Origin of the sequence: Paraburkholderia acidicola (genome assembly GCF_002362315.1) — a bacterium.
In the GTDB taxonomy this organism is placed as follows: Bacteria; Pseudomonadota; Gammaproteobacteria; order Burkholderiales; family Burkholderiaceae; genus Paraburkholderia; species Paraburkholderia acidicola.
Map to the genome: position 1 here is coordinate 251,162 of NZ_MTZV01000006.1, position 19,806 is coordinate 270,967.

The window sequence follows — 19,806 nt, forward strand, 5'->3', positions numbered from 1 at the left end:
TAGAAGGAATGCGGCATCTGGATAGGATGGGGGCGTCACCCAGGGCAAGCCCGTCAGCCCGTCAGCCCTTCAGCGCTTCACGTCGCGTGAATCGTCTCCGCTGCACGCTTGTGTGCTTCCGTGCCCCGCGCAGGTGCTCCATTCGCGACGAAATACCGCGCAGTGGAGCGCGCCAGTGCCGTCCGCCCGCGAATCTTGTCGGCGATTTTCTCGGCGATCATGATGGTCGGTGCATTCAGGTTGCCGGTTGTGATCAGCGGCATGATCGATGCGTCGACCACGCGCAGTCCGTCGATTCCATGCACGCGACCTTCATCGTCGACCACGGCCATGTCGTCGTAGCCCATCGCACACGAACACGACGGGTGATAGGCCGTTTCGGCACGCGCCCGCACGAACGCATCGATCTCCGCATCGCTCTGTAGCCTGGCACCGGGGTTCAGTTCATCGCCGCGAAAACGGTCGAGCGCCGGTTGCGCAATGATCTCGCGCGTAATCCGGATCGCGTCGCGGAACTCGCGCCAGTCGAGCGCTTCGGCCATGTAGTTGAAGAGGATCGACGGATGCTCGTGTGGATTGCGCGAACGCAGTTTCACGCGACCGCGGCTCGGTGAGCGCATCGAGCCGACATGCGCCTGGAAGCCGTGCATCTTGATCGCGTTCGTGCCGTTGTAGTTGATCGCCACCGGCAGGAAGTGATACTGGATGTTCGGCCACAGGTCATCATCGCGCGTGCGAATGAAACCGCCCGCCTCGAAATGATTGCTCGCGCCGACGCCGGTGCCTTTCAGCAACCACTCGAGTCCGATTGCCGGCTGGTTGTGCAGCAGCAGCGCGGGATAGAGCGATACGGGCTCCTTGCACGCGTACTGCATGTACATCTCGAGGTGGTCCTGCAAGTTCTGTCCGACGCCGGGCAGATCGAGCACCACCGGAATATCGAGTTCACGCAGCCATGCGCCGGGACCGACGCCCGAGCGCTGCAGGATCTGCGGCGAGGCGATCGCGCCACCGCACAGCAGCACTTCGCGGCGCGCGTGCACGGTGACCGGTGCACCGTTGTGCAGATACGCGACGCCGTTAGCGCGTTTGCCGCTGAAGAGAATGCGGTCGGTGGTGGCGTGCGTGACGATGGTCAGGTTCGGCCGCTGCCTGGCCTGGTCGAGATAGCCGCGCGCCGTGCTCGCGCGACGGCCGTGCGCCGTGACCGTGCGATCCATCGGGCCGAAGCCTTCCTGTTGATAGCCGTTCAGATCGTCGGTGCGCGGGTAGCCTGCTTGCACACCGGCCTCGACCATTGCTTCGAACAGCGGGTTCGCGCCGGGCTTGCTGGTGGTCACATGAACGGGGCCGTCGCCGCCGTGATAATCGTTCGCACCGACGTCGCGCGTTTCGGCCTTGCGGAAATACGGCAGACAGTCGAGATAGCTCCAGTCTTCGAGACCTTTGCGTTGCGCCCATCCGTCATAGTCGAGCGCATTGCCGCGGATATAGCACATGCCGTTGATCAGCGACGATCCGCCCAAGCCCTTACCGCGCCCGCATTCCATCCGGCGGTTGTTCATGTGCGGTTCCGGGTCGGTCTCGTACGCCCAGTTGTAGCGCCGTCCCTGCAGCGGATAGGCGAGGGCCGCGGGCATCTGCGTGCGGAAATCGAAGCGGTAGTCGGGGCCGCCTGCTTCGAGCAGCAGCACCGTCACGTCGCGTTCTTCGGTCAGACGCGTCGCGAGCACATTGCCCGCTGATCCCGCGCCGATGACGATGTAGTCGTATTCGTTCGCTGCCATGCGACGCTCCCTCAAAACACCGGTTGATACTTGCCGAGTTCCACCTGAACCGACTTGATGCGCGTGTAGTGCTCGAGCGTCGTGATGCCGTTCTCGCGGCCGACGCCCGATTGCTTGTAGCCGCCCACCGGCATTTCCGCCGGCGATTCACCCCACGTGTTGATCCAGCAGATGCCGGCTTCGAGACGGTGAATCACGCGATGCGCACGCGAGAGGTTCTCGGTGACGACACCGGCGCCGAGGCCGTAGATCGTGTCGTTGGCGCGCGCGATGACTTCCTCTTCGTCGGCGAAACTCAAGAGGCTCATCACGGGCCCGAAGATTTCTTCGCGCACGATCTGCATGTCGTCGCGGCAATCGGCGAACACGGTCGGTTGTACGTACTGGCCTTGCGCGTAATCGCCGTCGACGATCCGCGCGCCACCGGCCACGAGCCGCGCGCCTTCGCGCTTGCCGCTTTCGATGTAGCCCAGCACCTTGTCGAGTTGCGCGGCGCTCGCGAGCGGGCCGAAGTTGGTCGCGGGATCAGACGGCTTGCCGATGCGAATGCGCTTCACACGTTCGACGATGCGCGCTTCGAATGCTTTCTGCACCGACTGATGCACGAACACGCGCGTGCCGTTCGTGCAGACCTGGCCCGAGCTGAAGAAGTTGGCGGTGACGGCGATATCGGCGGCGCGATCGAGATCGGCGTCTTCGAAGACGATCAGCGGCGACTTGCCGCCGAGTTCCATCGTCACTTCCTTGAGCGTCGAGCCACCGGCCAGCGACATCACTTTCTTGCCCGTTGCGACGCCACCGGTGAACGAAATCTTCGCAATGCCTTCGTGCCCGGCGAGCAATGCGCCGACGCGACCATCGCCTTGGACGACATTGAAGACGCCGGGTGGCACACCCGCTTCGAGGTAGATTTCCGCGAGCTTCGATGCGGATAGCGGTGTGACTTCGCTCGGTTTGAAGATCATCGCGTTGCCCGCAGCGAGCGCCGGCGCCGACTTCCAGCAGGCGATCTGGATCGGATAGTTCCATGCACCGATGCCTGCGGTGACACCGAGCGGTTCGCGCCGCGTATAGACAAACGATTCGGCGCGCAACGGAATCTGCTGACCCTCGATCGCGGTCGCGAGCCCCGCGTAATACTCGATCACGTCGGCTCCCGTCACGATGTCGACCGCGCGCGTTTCGGCGATCGGCTTGCCGGTGTCGTGCATCTCGAGTTCGGCGAGCGTGTCGTTGCGCTCGCGCAGCAACTCGACGGCGCGACGCAGGATGCGCGAGCGCTGCATCGCGGTGAGCGCGGCCCACGCGCGCTGGCCTTCGCGTGCCGATTGCACGGCGCGGTCGATATCGGCGGCGCTGGCCTGCTGCACCGTAGCGAGCCTGGCACCGGTGGCGGGATCGAACGTATCGAAGGTCTCGCCGCTGGTGGCGTCGACGTATTCGCCGCCGATATAAAGACGTTGCAGGCCGTAAGAGGTCATGACGGGGTTCTCCTTGTATGCGAGCTGGATACGATGCAAACGCGTCAGGCTTCGTGCGCGAGCAACATGTCGATGTAATCGTTGGCGAGCCGCAGTGCGGCCCGGGTGTCGAAGGGATCGCCGGATAGCGCGCCGCGCAGCCACAGCCCGTCGATCATCGCCGCGAGGCCGCTCGCCGCCCGACGGGCGGCGCCGCGCGGCAGTTCCTTCGCGAATTCCGCGCACAGGTTCGAGTACAGGCGCCGTGTATTGACGCGTTGCAGACGGCGCAACTCGGGCTCGTGCATGCTTTCGGTCCAGAACGCGAGCCAGGTTTTCATCACCGGCCCGCTTACCTGCGACACATCGAAATTCGCGGCGACGACGGCGCGCAACCGCGCGCGCGGCTGCGTCTTCGCGGCGTTGCGCCGACGCGTGGTGGCGGCCCACAGGTCGCGCAGGATATGCCGCATCGTCGCTTCGAGCAGACCGTCCTTGTCGCCGAAATAGTGACTGACGATCCCCGTCGAAATATTGGCGCGCTGCGCCACTGAAGCGAGCGTCGTGCCGGACAGACCCGCCTGATCGATGGTGAGCAGGGTCGCGTCGATCAGCTGGGCGCGGCGCACTTCGCGCATTCCGAGCTTGGGCATGCTGTTGAACCCCGAAAAACCGTAAAAAGCCGTGAAAAACAGGCCGCACGAACCCGACGTCAGAGGACGCCAGGCTGCGAGGAAGCCGTAGCTTAGCGTTTTTTTATTGACCGTTCAATCAACAAAAACCGCAAAAAGCGACCGTGTCGGTTTTAGTCAGACGGATGTCGGGTTTCATACACCGGGTGCGGGTACCAAAGGGCTACGCTCGAAAGAGCGGCGTTCGCCGAATGCCGTGTCGAAATGCGTGACGTCAGACGAACATGGAGACGAGACAATGAGCAGCAATCGCGGTGTCGTGTATCTGGGGCAGGGCAAGGTCGAAATCCAGTCGATCGATTTTCCGAAGATGGTCGATCCGCGCGGTCGCGCGATCGGTCATGGTGTGATCCTGAAGGTCGTGTCGACCAACATCTGCGGCTCGGATCAGCATATGGTGCGCGGCCGCACGACCGCCGAAGTCGGTCTCGTGCTGGGCCACGAAATTACCGGCGAGGTGATCGAGGTGGGGCGCGATGTCGAGACGCTGAAGGTCGGCGACCTCGTGTCGGTGCCGTTCAATGTTGCGTGCGGTCGCTGCCAGACGTGTAAGGAGCAGCACACCGGCGTGTGCCTGAACGTGAACCCGTCGCGTGCGGGCGGTGCGTATGGCTACGTGGATATGGGCGGCTGGATCGGCGGGCAGGCGGAATATGTGCTCGTGCCGTATGCCGATTTCAACCTGCTGAAATTCCCGGATCGCGATCGCGCGATGGCGAAGATCCGCGATCTGACCTGCCTGTCGGATATTTTGCCCACCGGCTATCACGGTGCGGTGATGGCGGGTGTGAAGCCGGGCGCGACGGTGTATATCGCCGGTGCGGGCCCGGTCGGGATGGCCGCGGCTGCTTCGGCGCGGCTGCTGGGTGCGGCGTGCACGATCGTCGGTGACATGAACGAGGAGCGTCTTGCGCATGCGCGTTCGGTCGGCTTCGAAACGGTCGATCTGTCGCGCGATGCGACGCTTGGTGAACAGATTGCGGCGATTCTCGGTAAGCCGGAAGTGGATTGTGCTGTCGATTGCGTTGGGTTCGAGGCGCACGGCCATGGCAGCCATGGCAGCCAGGAAGAAGCGCCCGCTACGGTGCTGAATTCGCTGATGGACATCACGCGCGTGGCCGGTGCGATCGGCATTCCGGGCCTGTACGTGACAGACGATCCAGGTGCCGCCGACGCCGCCGCGCGCCGGGGTAGTCTGAGCATCCGCTTCGGCCTCGGCTGGGCGAAGTCGCATTCGTTCCACACGGGCCAGACGCCGGTGATGAAGTACAACCGCAATCTGATGCAAGCCATCTTGTGGGACCGTCTGCCGATCGCGCAGATCGTGAACGTCACGGTTGTTTCGCTTGAAGAAGCGCCGGATGGTTATCGGAAGTTCGATGGTGGGGCGCCGCGTAAATTCGTGATCGACCCGCATGGGTTGCTGAAAGCGGCTTGATGCGGTGGTGGGCCGCCTGCGTGGGGGCAGGCGGCTCGCGGGACAGCACAGGGTTTGGAAAGCGGCGGGGCCAGGCGTTGCGCGAGCCCTGAAAAGAAAAAAGCGTGGGTGGGCCACGCTTGCCAAAAGAAAAACCGTGCTGAGGAACCGGAAGTCAGACCTGCAGAGCATGCAACATGGTGGACTGCATCGGCTCAACGACACTGGCTTCTTCTTTGCGACCTAGCAGTGCCAACATTGCCTTACGGATATGCGGGTCGGGACTGTCTTCGAGCGCCGTGGCGTAGCTATGCCACATCGGATCGTTCAGTAGATACAGGCACAGCGCTTTCAGTTCGGGGTTCTGATCCTCCGGCAAGCCATTGACGACTTGCCATGCTCCCCGGACGTCTTTGCGCTGAAGCGCCATCAGTACGCGGAAAATCGGCATGTCCCTCGACGCAGGATGGACCTCGTGCAATTGCTGGAGGAGGCTTTCCGCTTCGTCCAACTGGTCGGCCAGGATGGCGTCAACTACGGCCCGCCCCAACCGGGCGGCCTCGCTGGTGTGGGGCAGATCCATAAAATTCCTTATGTTGATTGCGCAAACGGACTCGAATCAGGATTCAACTTTTTCCTGCCATCGTGGACAACGCTTGAGCGAGAAGTTGCTTGATTGATTCGCCCTCCGGAGACTGAGATGCGCCTTTCGTGTCGGTTTCGCTGCCGCCACCGCCTGCCTGGATCGGGCCGATTATCTCTTTCAGGTTCTTTGCCGTTTCAGTGGCGTGCGATACCCCTTCGAGACCATCGCTATGCTCTCCAGTTTTTTTAAGCAACTGCCCACCTGCATGACTAATTGAGCCGAGATTCATATCATTCTCCTGGATTGAAAGTTAATACAGGGTAAGAGCTACACCGAAACCGGTTGCTTCAGTGCCTGCAATCACTGTAGAGGAGAGGATGCGCCCGGAAACGCCAGCGTGCGAAACGAAGCGTGGGAAAGCGAAGCAACGGCGTCACGCGGGACGTCGAGGCGAAGAGGGTGATTCAAGCGACTTGCCGTAAAAAGCGGCGTTTAAACCGCTACCCGCACGCCCCCACTTCCCCACACGCCGTGCAGAAGTCGCAGCCATCCTTACGAATGACCGCATTCGCGCCGCACGTATCGCACTTGCGGCCGAGCATCGTGCGCAGTTCGAGTGGGCCTGCGCCTTCCGGCAACGCGGTAGTGTTGCCGCTATCACCATGATCCGGTTCAGCGGAGCCAGCCACAGGCGCCGCAGCCTCAGCAAGATACCCACGCGGCAAGCGCGCGAGCAACCGCGTCGGTACCTGATTACCTTCTGCATCGAGGAACCCACGTCGATGCAGAATCTGCTGGATCGCATAAGCAAGCGCAGCCACTTCCGAATCGTGCCAGCGTGGCGTCCGGTGTCCATCGAGCCGCAGCACGTCGCCGAGCCGCACCTGGCCGCGATCCCACGACACCTTGCGCAGATCCTGCAGATTGCGCGCCACGAAACCGCCGCGCGCCGCAAGCGACAGCGAACGCATCGTCGCCGTGATCCATTGCTGCGATTCGTCGCGCTGGCCGACCGGAATGAAAAACTCGATCGGCCGCTCGATCGTCATGTCTTCGCCGCCGACTCTGCCCGTCACCTCGATGAACGACACCGCGACATACAGCGACTTCTTGCCCACCTGCGTCAGGTATTCGACCTTCTCGATGATCGCGGGCAGTTCGCCCTTCGGCCGGTGATCGATGGCGACGCGCAGCGGATCGGCGTCGATTTCGGCGAGCGCATCGTCGGTGGATTGGGGCGCCACGCTCAGTACCGCACCGAGTGTTTCGTTGGGCCGGTAGGTGGCGAGTCCCTTCAAACCGCCTTTCCACGCATCGAAGTAGAGGTTTTCAAACGCATCGAAGGGATAGTCGGCGGGGACGTTGACGGTCTTCGAGATCGACGTGTCGATGTACGGCTGCACAGCCGCCATCATGTCGAGGTGATCGCGCGCGGACATGTCGAGCGCGCTCACGAAGTAGTCGGGCAACGCATCGACGTCGCCGCCGAACGCACGATAGACGCGATACGCGTGATCCTCGACCGCAAACGATGCACGGCTGCCATCGGCCATCACCTTCATCCGCGTATAGGTCCACGAGAACGCCGGCTCGATGCCATTCGATGCATTGTCCGCAAACGCGAGGCTCACGGTGCCGGTCGGCGCGATGGAAAGCAGATGGCTGTTGCGGATACCGTCGCGGCGAATCGATGCCTTGATGTCGTCGGGCAGGCGCGAGGCGAACGTGCCGTCGGCGAGATAACTGTCGGCATCGAACAGCGCAAACGCGCCGCGCTCGCGCGCGAGTTCGACCGATGCGCGGTACGCCTCGTCGCGCATCAGTTGCGCGATGCGCGCGGCGAAGTCGCGGCCTTCGGCGCGGTCGTAGCGCAAGCCCAACATGACGAGCGTGTCGCCAAGGCCGGTGAAGCCCACACCGATGCGGCGCTTAGCGCGCGATTCATCGTATTGCTCGGGAAGCGGCCACAGTGTTACGTCGAGCACGTCATCGAGAAAACGCACCTGCGTGCGTGTGCGCGCGGCGAGTTCGTCCCAGTCGAATGACGGCTTGCCGCCGCGCATCTGCGCAAACGGATCGATCACGAAGCGCGTCAGATTGAGCGGGCCGAGATTGCAGCAGCCATAAGCGGGCAGCGGTTGTTCGCCGCACGGATTGGTTGCGCGGATCGTTTCGAGCGTGCGCAGGTTGTTATCCTCGTTCATGCGCGAGATGAACACGACACCAGGTTCGGCGACGTCGTAGGTCGAGCGCATGATGCGCTCCCAGATTTCGCGGGCGCGTTTCTCTGCATACACCCACAAACCGTCTTCACGTTGCCGCAGGTCGCTAGCCGCGCGCAGTGCGGGCGAGGGCTCCGCGCGATGCACGAGTTGCCACGGCAGATCGGCTTCGACGGCCTGCATGAATTCGTCGGTGACCGCGACGGAGACGTTGAAGTTGTTCCAGCGTCCCTTCGAATGTTTGGCCTCGATGAATTCCGGCAGGTCAGGGTGCGTGCAGTCGAGTACCGCCATCTGCGCGCCGCGCCGCGAGCCGGCGCTCTCGACGGTCCGGCACGATGCGTCGAATACATCGATATAGCTGCACGGCCCCGATGCCGACGAACTGGTGGTGTGAACGCGCGCGCCCTTGGGGCGGATCGCCGAGAAGTTGTAGCCGACGCCGCCGCCGCGGCGCATGGTTTCGGCCGCTTGCAGCAGTGCCACGTAGATGCCGGGCAGACCGTTTTCGTCAACGCCCTGAATGCTGTCGCCGACCGGTTGCACGAAGCAGTTGATCAGCGTCGCGGCGATGCCCGTGCCAGCGGCGCTCATGATGCGCCCGGCACCGAGCGCGCCATGTTGCAGGTTCTCGACGAAGCGTGCTTCGACCTCTTCGCGCAGCGCGGGCGGTTCGGCCTGCGCAACACCATGCGCGACGCGCCGGTAAACGTCGTCGACGCTTTGTTCGTCACCCTTCGCGTACTTTTCGAGCAGGACGTCGAGCGAGAATTGTTGCGCAGCGACGGAGAGCGTGCGCACGGCGATATCGGTGTCGTTTTCGGCCATGATTTCCTGCCTCGGGCGAAGGGCTGACGGACTGGAGATCATTCACTATAGCGCCATACGAGGCTTTTTTCTGGCCATGTGTGGGCCACTTCGGACGCGAGGCGCGGGTGCCCCGGAAACAGATGGGAAGGGTGTCAGGGCGATGTCACGCCAGCACTGGCCAGGCGGATGCTTCGAGTCGCGGCGAATGACATACAACCAACCGGAGCGGCGCAAAGCACCGACCGGAAAGACTTGGGAGAAATCGCAGGGAAAGGTGCAGGAGGCGGAGGAGAATCAGGCCGGCAACGCCAGCCCACTTGTGACACCCGGCATGACGTGTGCAAGCGGCGCAACCTGTTTGCGGCGTTCGCGCGTGGGCGCTGTACCGAACGCATCGCGGTAGCTCTTGCTGAAGTGACACGCCGACTGGAACCCGCACGCCATCGTGATGTGCATGATCGACATGTCGGTCTGCAGCAGCAGTTCGCGCGCACGGCGCAGGCGTAACGTCAGGTAGTAGTGAGTCGGCGTCATGCCGAGGTGTTCGCGAAAGAGCCGTTGCAGTTGTCGTTGCGACATGTTCGCGAGGCGCGACAGCTCTTCACGCGACAACGGCTCTTCGATGTTGTTTTCCATCAGCGCGATCACTTCGAACAGCGACTTGTTCGCCGAACCAAGCCGCGCGACGAGCGGCATGCGCTGCTGTGCACTGGTATCACGAACATGCTCGACGATGAACTGCTCTGCGATCTGCGTGACGCGCGGCGTACCGACGCGCGCGGCGATCAGGTTCAGCATCATGTCGAGTGGAGCGACACCGCCGGTGCAGGTCACGCGGTCGCGATCGATGACGAACAGTTCTTTCAGGAAACGCGTGTCGGGAAACTCTTCCTTCAACGCCGACATGTTTTCCCAATGGATCGCACAGGCATAGCCCGCGAGCAGACCGGATTTGGCGAGCGCATACGTGCCGGTGCACAGACTGCCGAGCGCGACACCAGCACGCGCGAAGCGACGCAGCGTGGACAGATGGGCCGGGGTGGTTTCGCGCTGCACGTCGATGCCGCCGCAAACAAATACGATGTCGGGCTGGCCCGCACATTCCGCTGCAGCGGTATCGACGGCAAGACCGTTGCTTGCCGACACGAGACCGCCGTCCGGGCTGATGATCGACCAGCGATAAAGCGTTTGCCCGCTCAGGTAGTTGGCCATGCGCAGCACTTCGATCGCATTGGTGAAGGCGATCATCGTGAAGTTGGGCAGCGGCATGAACGCAAAGTGCGCCAGCGACGCGGTGCGGTCGGGAGACATGGGGGGCGAGTGTTCCTTCGACTCTGATCTCTGGTGTTGCAGCCGACGTGGGGGGGACGGCCGCACTATTCTGAGATCTAGCGCAACAAGCATGCCATACGGCTAAACCCTGGCTGGCACACGTGGCCGGACCAGGCGGGGGCAGCTTGCCGCACCTTGCAAGTGCGGTGGCGGCACTGTTCGCGGGCGAGCCGCGCACGTCGGGAGTGCGATCGCGCTGCGCCGCAGCATACGATCGAACCTCACGAATGATGCTGATACGCCGGAGCGGCCGACGGACGGGCCACACACCGGGCCACTTGTCCAAAACGGACCTGGATGTCGGAAAAGGCCAAGAACGCGTCTGAATTCGTAAATTGACGCGCGAGACAGCGGAGAAGAATAGAGCCGTCGGGAGCCGGTGCCGGCAGGCCAGTCAAGGGAAGCGGGAAGATATAGCGCGCCTGGCCGGTCTGTTCGAGTCGCCGCGCAACCCCATGCTTTCCATGACTAACAGATATCCCCGGGACACCCCATGACGAACGCCAATCCTTTCTTCTCGCAGCCCCTCGTCGAACGCGACGCGCCAGTCCGCAGCGCGCTTCTCAAGGAGCTTGAGCGGCAGCAGTCGCAGGTCGAGCTGATCGCGTCGGAAAACATCGTGTCGCGTGCGGTGCTCGAAGCTCAGGGTTCGGTGCTGACCAACAAGTATGCGGAAGGCTACCCCGGCAAGCGCTACTACGGCGGTTGCGAGTTTGCGGACCAGATCGAGACGCTTGCCATCGATCGTATCAAGCAGATTTTCAACGCTGGTTTTGCGAACGTGCAGCCGCACTCGGGCGCGCAGGCAAACGGCGCGGTGATGCTAGCGCTGACCAAGCCTGGCGACACGGTGCTCGGCATGTCGCTCGACGCAGGCGGTCACCTCACGCACGGCGCCAAGCCCGCGATGTCGGGCAAGTGGTTCAACGCCGTGCAGTATGGCGTGAACCGCGAGACGATGCGCATCGATTACGACCAGGTCGAAGCGCTGGCTAATGAGCACAAGCCGTCGCTGATCATCGCCGGTTTCTCGGCCTATCCGCGTGAACTCGACTTCGCGCGCTTCCGGGCGATTGCCGATAGCGTCGGCGCAAAGCTGATGGTCGATATGGCGCATATCGCCGGGATCATCGCGGCAGGTCGTCACCAGAATCCGGTCGAACATGCGCACGTCGTCACGTCGACTACGCACAAGACGCTGCGCGGTCCGCGCGGCGGCTTCGTGCTCACCAATGAAGAAGACATCGCGAAGAAGATCAACTCTGCTGTGTTCCCTGGTCTGCAGGGCGGCCCGCTGATGCACGTGATCGCCGGCAAGGCGGTTGCATTCGGCGAGGTGCTGCAGGACAGCTTCAAGACTTACATCGACGGTGTGCTTGCCAATGCAAAGGCGCTCGGCGAAGTGTTGAAAGACGGTGGCGTTGACCTCGTGACCGGCGGCACCGACAACCATCTGTTGCTCGTCGATCTGCGTCCGAAGGGCCTGAAGGGCGCGCAGGTCGAACAGGCGCTCGAACGTGCGGGCATCACCTGCAACAAGAACGGTATCCCGTTCGATACCGAGAAGCCCACGGTCACCTCGGGCATCCGTCTCGGCACGCCGGCGGGTACGACGCGTGGTTTCGGTGTGGCGGAGTTCCGCGAAACCGGCCGTCTGATCCTCGAAGTGTTCGACTCGCTGCGTGAGCATCCGGAAGGCGACCCTGCCACGGAACAGCGCGTGCGCCGCGAGATCTTCGCGCTGTGCGAACGCTTCCCGATCTACTGAACTGCAATAAACAACACGCGCGAGACACATGCGCCGCGTTTCCCCACACGCTGATAGCTGGAGCACCGAACCATGAGCACTCTGCACGAGAACAGCATCATCATCGACGGTCTGAACATTTCGAAGTTCGACCGCTCGGTGTTCGAAGACATGCAAAAAGGCGGCATCACCGCGACCAACTGCACGGTGTCGGTCTGGGAAAGCTTCGAGAAGACCGTCGATAACATCGCCCTGATGAAGCAGCAGATCCGCGAAAACAGCGAACTGCTGACGCTCGTGCGCACCACCAACGACATCCTGCGTGCCAAGAAAGAAAACCGCACGGGCGTGATTCTCGGCTTCCAGAACGCGCATGCGTTTGAGGACAACCTCGGCTATATCGAAGCGTTTGCCGACATGGGCGTGCGCGTCGTGCAGCTTTGCTACAACACGCAGAACCTGGTCGGTACCGGTTGTTACGAGCGTGATGGTGGCCTGTCGGACTTCGGTCGCGAAGTGATCACCGAAATGAATCGTGTCGGCATCATGGTCGACCTGTCGCATGTGGGTGGCAAGACGTCGTCGGAAGCGATCGCGTTCTCGAAGAAAGCAGTGTGCTACTCGCACTGTCTGCCGTCGGGGCTCAAGGAGCATCCGCGCAACAAGTCCGACGAGCAGTTGCGGGAAATTGCCGATGCGGGCGGCTTTGTCGGTGTGACGATGTTTGCGCCGTTCCTGAAGCGCGGCATCGATGCAACCGTCGAAGACTACGTCGAAGCGATCGATTATGTGGTGAACATCGTCGGCGAGGACACGGTCGGTATCGGCAGCGATTTCACGCAAGGCTATACCACCGATTTCTTCGACTGGATCACGCATGACAAGGGCCGTTATCGCCGTCTGACGAACTTCGGCAAGGTCATCAATCCGGAAGGCATCCGCACGATCGGTGAATTTCCGAACCTCACGGCCGCCATGGAGCGCGCCGGCTGGAGCGAGACCCGTATTCGCAAGATCATGGGCGAGAACTGGGTGCGCGTCTTCCGCGATGTGTGGGGAACCTGAGAGAACCCGTTGAATATAAAACGATGACGGGCGCCGCTACGAGCGCCTGCATCAAACCAGCACCGTCACGAATCTGCTTACCCCACGGAGTCACCCCGCGATGCAACCGCAACTGCCGATCGACGTCGATCCCAACACCGGCGTATGGACCACCGACGCACTGCCGATGCTGTACGTGCCGCGTCATTTCTTCACGAACAACCACACGGCAGTCGAAGAAGCGCTGGGCCGCGACACGTATGCCGAGATTCTTTATAAGGCCGGTTATAAATCGGCTTACCACTGGTGCGACAAGGAAGCGAAACAGCACGGCATTAGCGGAATGGCGGTGTTCGAACATTATCTGAAGCGCCTGTCGCAGCGCGGCTGGGGCATCTTCAAGATCGTCGAGGCCGACCCGGCGCGTGCGCATGCGCGCATCGAACTGCATCACTCGTCGTTCGTGCTCGCGCAGCCGGACAAGAGCGGCAAGCTTTGCTACATGTTCGCAGGCTGGTTCGCAGGCGCGATGGACTGGGTGAATGATACGACCGAGGCGGGTAAGCAAGCACCGCGTTCGCAGTCGAAGGAAGTGCAGTGCGCCGCCGAACACCACGCGCACTGCGTGTTCGAAGTGTCGCCGCTCGCCTGATTGTCGAGACTTTTACCGCACACCGCCCGAGGTCGATCGCGATGCGTTACCCCAATCTGTTCAAACCCTTGACGCTGAATCAACTGACGCTGCGCAACCGCATCGTCAGTACCGCGCACGCCGAGGTCTATGCCGAACCGGGCGGTCTGCCCGGCGATCGCTACATCCGCTACTACGAAGAAAAAGCGAAGGGCGGGGTCGGGCTGGCCGTGTGCGGTGGTTCGAGCCCGGTGTCGATCGACAGTCCGCAGGGCTGGTGGAAGTCGGTCAATCTGTCGACCGACAAGATCATCGATCCGCTCGCGCGACTCGCCGAAGCCATGCATCGGCACGGCGCGAAGATCATGATCCAGGCGACGCATATGGGTCGCCGCTCGGCATTTCACGGCGAGCACTGGCCGCATCTGATGACACCGTCAGGCGTGCGCGAACCGGTCCACCGCGGCAACGCAAAGATCATCGAGGTCGAGGAAATCCGCCGCATCATCGCCGACTTCGCGGCGGCCGCGAAGCGCGTGAAGCAGGCCGGCATGGACGGCATCGAAATTTCGGCGGCGCACCAGCATCTGATCGATCAGTTCTGGAGCCCGCGTACGAACTTCCGTACCGACGAATGGGGCGGCTCGCTGCAAAATCGCCTGCGTTTCGGCACCGAAGTGTTGAAGGCCGTGCGTGAAGCGGTCGGCGCGGACTTCTGCATCGGCCTGCGGATGTGCGGCGACGAATTCCACGAAGACGGTCTCGACCACGAGCAACTGAAGGAAATCGCCCAGGCGATGGCCGAGACCGGTCTGATCGACTACCTCGGCGTGATCGGTTCCGGCGCGGACACGCACAACACGCTCGCCAACTGCATGCCGCCGATGGCGCTGCCGCCCGAACCGTTCGTGCACCTTGCAGCCGGCATCAAGTCGGTGGTGAAGCTGCCGGTGATGCACGCACAAAGCATTCGCGACGCGGGTCAGGCCGAACGCCTGCTCGCCAACGGCATGGTCGACCTGGTCGGCATGACGCGCGCGCAGATCGCCGATCCGCACATGGTGATCAAGATCCGCGACGGGCGCGAAGACGAGATCAAGCAATGCGTCGGTGCGAACTACTGTATCGATCGCCAGTACAACGGCCTCGACGTGCTGTGCGTGCAGAACGCCGCAACGTCGCGCGAGGCGACGATGCCGCATGTGATCGAAAAGACCCGCGGACCGCGCCGCAAGGTGGTGGTGGTCGGCGCGGGTCCTGCCGGACTCGAGGCGGCACGCGTTGCCCGTTCGCGTGGTCACGACGTCGTGCTGTTCGAAAAGAACGACGCGGTGGGCGGCCAGATCATGCTCGCTGCAAAAGCGCCGCAGCGCGAACAGATGGCCGGCATCGTGCGCTGGTTCGACATGGAGACGAAGCGCCTCGGCGTGGACCGGCGCCTCGGTGTCGCCGCCGACGAAAAGACAATCATGGCCGAGAAGCCCGACATCGTCGTGCTCGCAACCGGCGGCTCGAGCTTTACACAGCAGGTCCCGGCGTGGGGCGTCGAGGAAGGGCTCGCGGTCAGCTCGTGGGACATCCTCTCAGGTCGCGTCGAGCCGAAGCAGCACGTGCTCGTCTATGACGGCGTCAGCACGCATGCCGGTGCGGGCGTCGCGGATTTCATCGCGAGTCGCGGGGCGAAGGTCGAGATCGTTACACCCGATGTGAAGATCGCCGACGATGTGGGCGGCACGACGTTCCCGATCTTCTACCGGCGTCTGTATGCGCTCGGCGTGATCCATACGCCGAACTACTGGCTCGATCGTGTGTATGAGGAGGACGGCCGCAAGATCGCGGTGCTGCGCAACGAATACACCGAAGAACTCGAAGAGCGTGTCGTCGATCAGGTGGTGATCGAAAACGGCAGCACGCCGAACGACGCGTTGTACTGGACGCTCAAGCCCGAATCGGTGAATCGTGGCCAGACCGATGTGCACACGCTGTTTGCGTCGGAGCCGCAACCGTCGCTATCGGAAGAACTTGGAAACGGTCGCTTCCTGCTGTTCCGCGTCGGCGACTGCATCTCGATGCACAACATCCACGGCGCGATCTACGACGCGCTGCGCCTCTGCAAGGACTTCTGACGATGAGCCCGGCGTTTCTCATCACCGCATTGCTGTGGGTATCGGTGGCCGGCCTTGCGTTCGCGGTCGCGAAGCGCTCGGCGTACTGGCGCCTCGGCCGCGCGACTGCGGCGGGCGCGTTCGGCTGGACCAACCTGCTGACGATCCCGAAGCGCTATTTCGTCGATCTGCACCACGTGGTTGCGCGCGATCCGTACATCGCGAAGACCCACGTCGCGACGGCGGGCGGCGCGATTGGCGCGTTCGCGCTGGTGTTTCTCAACTACGGGCTCGCGATCTACTCGCCGTGGCTCGACCGGCTGATCTTTATCGCGGCGCTCATCATGCTGGTCGGCGTGGTGTTCGTGTGGCGTCGCCGGCGCGGGACGAAGGCGGTGCCGGCGCGACTGTCACGCGGACCGTGGGACACGCTGCCGTGGCTGCTTGGCTCGTTTGCACTGGGTCTCGTGCTGTTTGTCGCAGTGCCGGCCGGTGCGATGTCCGGCGCACTTGCGGTGATCTTCGCGTTGCTGATTGCTGCGGGCGCCTTCGCGATGACGGTTGGCGCGGCCCACGGCGGCCCGATGAAGCATGCGTTAGCGGGCCTGCTGCATCTGGCGTTTCATCCGCGCCAGGAGCGCTTTGCGGCGTCCGGCGATGTCCGCCGCGCCGGTACCGTCAGCATGACGCCGCCGACCGCGTTGAAAACGCCGGTGCTGGAGCAGAACGAGTACGGTGTCGGCAAGCCGGTCGAATTCCGCTGGAACCAATTGCTGAGCTTCGATGCGTGCGTACAGTGCGGCAAGTGTGAAGCCGCGTGCCCGGCCTTTGCCGCAGGCCAGCCGCTGAACCCGAAGAAGCTGATTCAGGATCTCGTCACTGGAATGGTCGGCGGTTCGGATGCGGCGTATGCAGGCAGCCCGACACCGGGTTTGCCGGTGGGCCACCATACGGGCGAGCCGAACCGGCCAATCGTATCGAGCCTGATCGAAGCCGACACGCTGTGGTCCTGCACGACGTGCCGTGCCTGTGTGCAGGAATGTCCGATGCTGATCGAACACGTCGATGCGATCGTCGACATGCGCCGCAATCAGACATTGGTACACGGCACGGTGCCGGGCAAAGGCCCCGAAGTGCTCGCGAATCTGCGTGAAACCGGTACGGCCGGCGGCTACGACAAGGCTGCGCGTTACGACTGGGCCGTCGATCTGAACGCACCGGTCGCGCAACCGGGCAAAGCGGTCGATGTACTGCTGGTGGCCGGCGAAGGCGCCTTCGATATGCGCTATCAACGCACGCTGCGTGCCCTGGTGACCGTGCTGAACAAAGCCGGCGTCGACTATGCGGTACTGGGCGGCGAAGAGACCGATACGGGTGACGTCGCGCGCCGCCTCGGCGATGAAGCAACGTTCCAGCAACTTGCGCGGCAACTGGCGGGCACGCTTTCGAACCTCACGTTCAAACGCATCGTCACCGCCGACCCGCACGTGATGCACAGCCTGCGCAACGAATACCGCTCGCTCGGTACGCGTTACGACGTGCTGCATCACACGAGCTTCATCGCGGAACTGGTCGCGTCCGGCAAGCTGTCGCCGAAAGCCGCCGATGCGTTGCGCGACAAACGCGTCACGTACCACGATCCGTGCTACCTCGGCCGCTACAACGGCGAAACGGAGGCACCACGCAAGCTGCTGAAATCGATCGGTATCCAGATCGTCGAAATGGAACGTAACGGCAAGCGCGGACGCTGCTGCGGCGGTGGAGGCGGCGCACCGCTGACCGATATCCCCGGCAAGCAACGTATTCCGGATATCCGCATCGCCGATGCCCGCGCGATCGGAGCGGACGTGGTCGCGGTGGGATGCCCGAACTGTACGGCGATGCTCGAAGGCGTAGTGGGCCCGCGCCCCGAAGTCCTCGACGTAGCCGAACTCGTTGCCGCAGCGCTGGAGTGACGCGATGAACACGACCATCAAACGTATCGATCCGCGGCGGCCGTTCACGATCACGGCGGCAGGTATCCGGCGCATCACGCTCGGTGCGACCTTCGACGCGAATGCATCGAACGATCAGAGCCACGGTGGGGCCTCGGGCGGTGCGCACGCGCACGGCCAGGCTGTGAAGCCACTCCGCACGAGCCAACCTGCGCAGCGCACGGTACTGGTCGCCGCACACAGCGACCGCGGCGCACTCGACGAACACACGCGTCAGGTGCTCGCTGCCGCAGCGCTGATCGCAGACGCACAGACCCAGGTGGCGCTCGTCGTGTTCGGCGAACTGAAGGACGATGCGGCGGTACTCGGCGCGGATCGTATTGTTGAACTTGCAACGTTCGATCGTCGCAGGTTTGCGCCTGAGCGCGAGCTTCAGGCGCTGGCCGCATGCGTCGCACAGATTGCGCCGGCGCACATCCTGATGCCGGACAACGCAACCGGAGACGGCGACCTCGGTCGGCGTTACGCCGCTTATGCAGGCGCGAGTATCGCCACGCAGGTTGTCGAGATCGATGCTGCGCGTGTGAGCAGCTATGCGCAGGCGAAGCAGGCCTACGCGAGCCGCGCACTGCCCGATGTGGTGCTGCTGGCGGCAGGCGCAGTCGATCCGCGGTTGCCGTTTGTCGGCGCGGGAGAGCGCGTCGAGATTGCGCTGCCAGCCGAGGCTATAGGAACCGCAGAAGCTACCGGTTACAAAGATCTCGGCATCGAAGAAATCGACGCCGCGCAAGTCGCACTCGAAGAGGCGGATTTCATCGTCTCGGCGGGCAACGGCGTGGCCGATGTCGCCGCGTTCGAACAACTGGCCGGCGCGTTCGGCGCGGCGATCGGTGCGAGCCGCGTCGCGGTCGACAACGGCCTTTTCCCGCGCGACAAGCAGATTGGTGCGACCGGCAAGACCGTCGAGGCGAGCGTCTATATCGCGTTCGGCATTTCGGGCGCGGTCCAGCATCTGCAGGGCATCAAGGATTGCCGGCACGTGATCGCCGTGAATCTGGATGGCAGCGCGCCGATCGTCAAGCGCGCGAACCTGACGATCATCGGCGATACGCAGGCGACGATCGCGTCGCTGATCGACGAGGTCGCGCGTGCGCGGTCCACGCGTGCGTCGGCCGGGGCCACAGCTGCGACACCCGCCGCAACCGTTGCAGAAGGAGTCGCCGCATGAACCGCAAGCTCGCACGGATTGCCGTGCTCGTCTCGGTTGGCCGCCATCCGGTGAGTGGCGTGGCGCGGTACAGCCGCAACGATGCCGCCGCACTCGAAACCGGCCGCGCACTCGCTGAAAAGCACGGCGCGCTGCTCGACGTCGTGCATGCCGGGGACCCGTCCAGCCCGGCGCTCGAAGCCTATCTGGCGCTCGGCGCCGCACGCGTCGAGGTGCTAGTTTGCGATCCCGCCGACGATGCCGTAGCCGCGCTCGCACAGCGTGTGCAGGGCTACGATCTGGTGCTGACCGGCACCTGCGCGGAAGGCGCGTTCGACAGCGGCATGCTGCCGTATCGCCTTGCCGCTGCGCTGGGTTATCCGCTGGTCGGCTCGGCGGTCGACGTCGTGATCGAAAGCGGCGAGGTGACGACGGCGACGGTCAGGCAATTCTTGCCGAAGGGCGTGCGTCGCCGCGTGCAGACACCGCTGCCGGCCGTCGTTGCCGTGCATCCGCTTGCACCGGTCCAGCCGCTATACGCCTATGCAAGGCTGCGCGCCGGCACCGTCGACACCCGCACCGTCGCGCCGCGCGGCGCAGACGCCGAAGCAGCCCACTGGACTTTAGTGCCGGTGACCCGCAAGCCCGTGCGGCTCGCCGCATCGGAGAAGCGTTCCGGGCACGCGCGGATGATGTCCGCGACCACGACCGAAAGCCGCGGCGGCAGCGTCGTAATTGAAGGGACTTCGGTCGAAAAAGCACAAGTGATACTCGGCTATTTGCGCGAGCATCAACTCATCGACTACTGAAAAAGAGCGTTCCGGAGCACACG

The 19,806-nt window shown here is 63.2% G+C and carries 15 protein-coding genes; 8 read left to right on the forward strand and 7 right to left on the reverse strand.

Features of this window, described 5'->3' with window-relative positions; translation table 11 throughout:
* Nucleotides 1-77: 77 nt before the first annotated feature.
* The 3 genes from betA to betI are packed head-to-tail and all read right to left on the reverse strand — an operon-like array spanning nt 78 to nt 3,900.
* Complete coding sequence (gene betA / locus BWP39_RS20130) at nt 78-1,787, reverse strand: choline dehydrogenase (protein WP_096723412.1); 1,710 nt, start codon at nt 1,785-1,787, stop codon at nt 78-80.
* Between the two features lie 11 nt (nt 1,788-1,798).
* Entirely contained in the window at nt 1,799-3,268 is a 1,470-nt protein-coding gene (gene betB, locus BWP39_RS20135; protein ID WP_096726048.1) for a betaine-aldehyde dehydrogenase, read from the reverse strand.
* A 44-nt stretch (nt 3,269-3,312) separates the two neighbouring features.
* A complete protein-coding gene (gene betI / locus BWP39_RS20140; RefSeq protein WP_096723414.1) occupies nt 3,313-3,900 on the reverse strand; it encodes a transcriptional regulator BetI in 588 nt (195 codons plus the stop codon).
* 277 nt (nt 3,901-4,177) lie between these two features.
* Between betI and fdhA the strand changes: the two genes are divergently transcribed.
* Complete coding sequence (fdhA, locus tag BWP39_RS20145) at nt 4,178-5,377, forward strand: formaldehyde dehydrogenase, glutathione-independent (protein WP_091018034.1); 1,200 nt, start codon at nt 4,178-4,180, stop codon at nt 5,375-5,377.
* A gap of 154 nt (nt 5,378-5,531) precedes the next feature.
* Here the strand turns inward: fdhA and BWP39_RS20150 are convergent, their stop codons facing one another.
* The 4 genes from BWP39_RS20150 to BWP39_RS20165 all read right to left on the reverse strand — a co-directional run bounded on the left by BWP39_RS20150 (nt 5,532) and on the right by BWP39_RS20165 (nt 10,378).
* Nucleotides 5,532-5,939 (reverse strand): HrpB1 family type III secretion system apparatus protein, encoded by a 408-nt coding sequence (locus BWP39_RS20150; protein ID WP_096723416.1) that lies wholly within the window; start codon nt 5,937-5,939, stop codon nt 5,532-5,534.
* A 43-nt stretch (nt 5,940-5,982) separates the two neighbouring features.
* On the reverse strand, nt 5,983-6,231 hold the full coding sequence (locus BWP39_RS20155) for a hypothetical protein (RefSeq protein ID WP_096723418.1): 249 nt from the start codon (nt 6,229-6,231) through the stop codon (nt 5,983-5,985).
* Nucleotides 6,232-6,442: 211 nt separating this feature from the next.
* The gene (locus tag BWP39_RS20160) at nt 6,443-8,992 is read right to left on the reverse strand and encodes an adenosylcobalamin-dependent ribonucleoside-diphosphate reductase (protein WP_096723420.1); all 2,550 of its coding nucleotides are present in this window, start codon (nt 8,990-8,992) and stop codon (nt 6,443-6,445) included.
* Nucleotides 8,993-9,268: 276 nt separating this feature from the next.
* On the reverse strand, nt 9,269-10,378 hold the full coding sequence (locus BWP39_RS20165; protein ID WP_407944801.1) for a GlxA family transcriptional regulator: 1,110 nt from the start codon (nt 10,376-10,378) through the stop codon (nt 9,269-9,271).
* Nucleotides 10,379-10,799: 421 nt separating this feature from the next.
* Between BWP39_RS20165 and BWP39_RS20170 the strand changes: the two genes are divergently transcribed.
* The 7 genes from BWP39_RS20170 to BWP39_RS20200 all read left to right on the forward strand — a co-directional run bounded on the left by BWP39_RS20170 (nt 10,800) and on the right by BWP39_RS20200 (nt 19,783).
* On the forward strand, nt 10,800-12,074 hold the full coding sequence (locus BWP39_RS20170) for a serine hydroxymethyltransferase (RefSeq protein ID WP_096723424.1): 1,275 nt from the start codon (nt 10,800-10,802) through the stop codon (nt 12,072-12,074).
* Between the two features lie 72 nt (nt 12,075-12,146).
* A complete protein-coding gene (locus BWP39_RS20175) occupies nt 12,147-13,118 on the forward strand; it encodes a dipeptidase (RefSeq protein WP_096723426.1) in 972 nt (323 codons plus the stop codon).
* Nucleotides 13,119-13,218: 100 nt separating this feature from the next.
* Nucleotides 13,219-13,749 carry a DUF5943 domain-containing protein gene (locus BWP39_RS20180; protein WP_096723428.1) on the forward strand — a complete coding sequence of 177 codons (531 nt, stop codon included), beginning with the start codon at nt 13,219-13,221 and terminating at the stop codon, nt 13,747-13,749.
* A gap of 41 nt (nt 13,750-13,790) precedes the next feature.
* A complete protein-coding gene (locus BWP39_RS20185; RefSeq protein WP_096723430.1) occupies nt 13,791-15,854 on the forward strand; it encodes an NADH:flavin oxidoreductase in 2,064 nt (687 codons plus the stop codon).
* A 2-nt stretch (nt 15,855-15,856) separates the two neighbouring features.
* The gene (locus tag BWP39_RS20190) at nt 15,857-17,788 is read left to right on the forward strand and encodes a (Fe-S)-binding protein (protein ID WP_096723432.1); all 1,932 of its coding nucleotides are present in this window, start codon (nt 15,857-15,859) and stop codon (nt 17,786-17,788) included.
* 4 nt (nt 17,789-17,792) lie between these two features.
* The gene (locus BWP39_RS20195; protein WP_096723434.1) at nt 17,793-18,995 is read left to right on the forward strand and encodes an electron transfer flavoprotein subunit alpha/FixB family protein; all 1,203 of its coding nucleotides are present in this window, start codon (nt 17,793-17,795) and stop codon (nt 18,993-18,995) included.
* Nucleotides 18,992-19,783 carry a drug:proton antiporter gene (locus BWP39_RS20200; protein ID WP_096723436.1) on the forward strand — a complete coding sequence of 264 codons (792 nt, stop codon included), beginning with the start codon at nt 18,992-18,994 and terminating at the stop codon, nt 19,781-19,783. Before BWP39_RS20195 ends, BWP39_RS20200 begins: the two co-directional genes overlap by 4 nt.
* Nucleotides 19,784-19,806 lie beyond the last annotated feature (23 nt).

What these genes read in the sequence shown, in the direction of transcription:
- betA (WP_096723412.1), bottom strand. Translation starts at nt 1,787, where the DNA reads ATGGCAGCGAACGAATACGACTACATCGTCATCGGCGCGGGATCAGCG.
- betB (WP_096726048.1), bottom strand. Translation starts at nt 3,268, where the DNA reads ATGACCTCTTACGGCCTGCAACGTCTTTATATCGGCGGCGAATACGTC.
- betI (WP_096723414.1), bottom strand. Translation starts at nt 3,900, where the DNA reads ATGCCCAAGCTCGGAATGCGCGAAGTGCGCCGCGCCCAGCTGATCGAC.
- fdhA (WP_091018034.1), top strand. Translation starts at nt 4,178, where the DNA reads ATGAGCAGCAATCGCGGTGTCGTGTATCTGGGGCAGGGCAAGGTCGAA.
- BWP39_RS20150 (WP_096723416.1), bottom strand. Translation starts at nt 5,939, where the DNA reads ATGGATCTGCCCCACACCAGCGAGGCCGCCCGGTTGGGGCGGGCCGTA.
- BWP39_RS20155 (WP_096723418.1), bottom strand. Translation starts at nt 6,231, where the DNA reads ATGAATCTCGGCTCAATTAGTCATGCAGGTGGGCAGTTGCTTAAAAAA.
- BWP39_RS20160 (WP_096723420.1), bottom strand. Translation starts at nt 8,992, where the DNA reads ATGGCCGAAAACGACACCGATATCGCCGTGCGCACGCTCTCCGTCGCT.
- BWP39_RS20165 (WP_407944801.1), bottom strand. Translation starts at nt 10,378, where the DNA reads ATGCTTGTTGCGCTAGATCTCAGAATAGTGCGGCCGTCCCCCCCACGT.
- BWP39_RS20170 (WP_096723424.1), top strand. Translation starts at nt 10,800, where the DNA reads ATGACGAACGCCAATCCTTTCTTCTCGCAGCCCCTCGTCGAACGCGAC.
- BWP39_RS20175 (WP_096723426.1), top strand. Translation starts at nt 12,147, where the DNA reads ATGAGCACTCTGCACGAGAACAGCATCATCATCGACGGTCTGAACATT.
- BWP39_RS20180 (WP_096723428.1), top strand. Translation starts at nt 13,219, where the DNA reads ATGCAACCGCAACTGCCGATCGACGTCGATCCCAACACCGGCGTATGG.
- BWP39_RS20185 (WP_096723430.1), top strand. Translation starts at nt 13,791, where the DNA reads ATGCGTTACCCCAATCTGTTCAAACCCTTGACGCTGAATCAACTGACG.
- BWP39_RS20190 (WP_096723432.1), top strand. Translation starts at nt 15,857, where the DNA reads ATGAGCCCGGCGTTTCTCATCACCGCATTGCTGTGGGTATCGGTGGCC.
- BWP39_RS20195 (WP_096723434.1), top strand. Translation starts at nt 17,793, where the DNA reads ATGAACACGACCATCAAACGTATCGATCCGCGGCGGCCGTTCACGATC.
- BWP39_RS20200 (WP_096723436.1), top strand. Translation starts at nt 18,992, where the DNA reads ATGAACCGCAAGCTCGCACGGATTGCCGTGCTCGTCTCGGTTGGCCGC.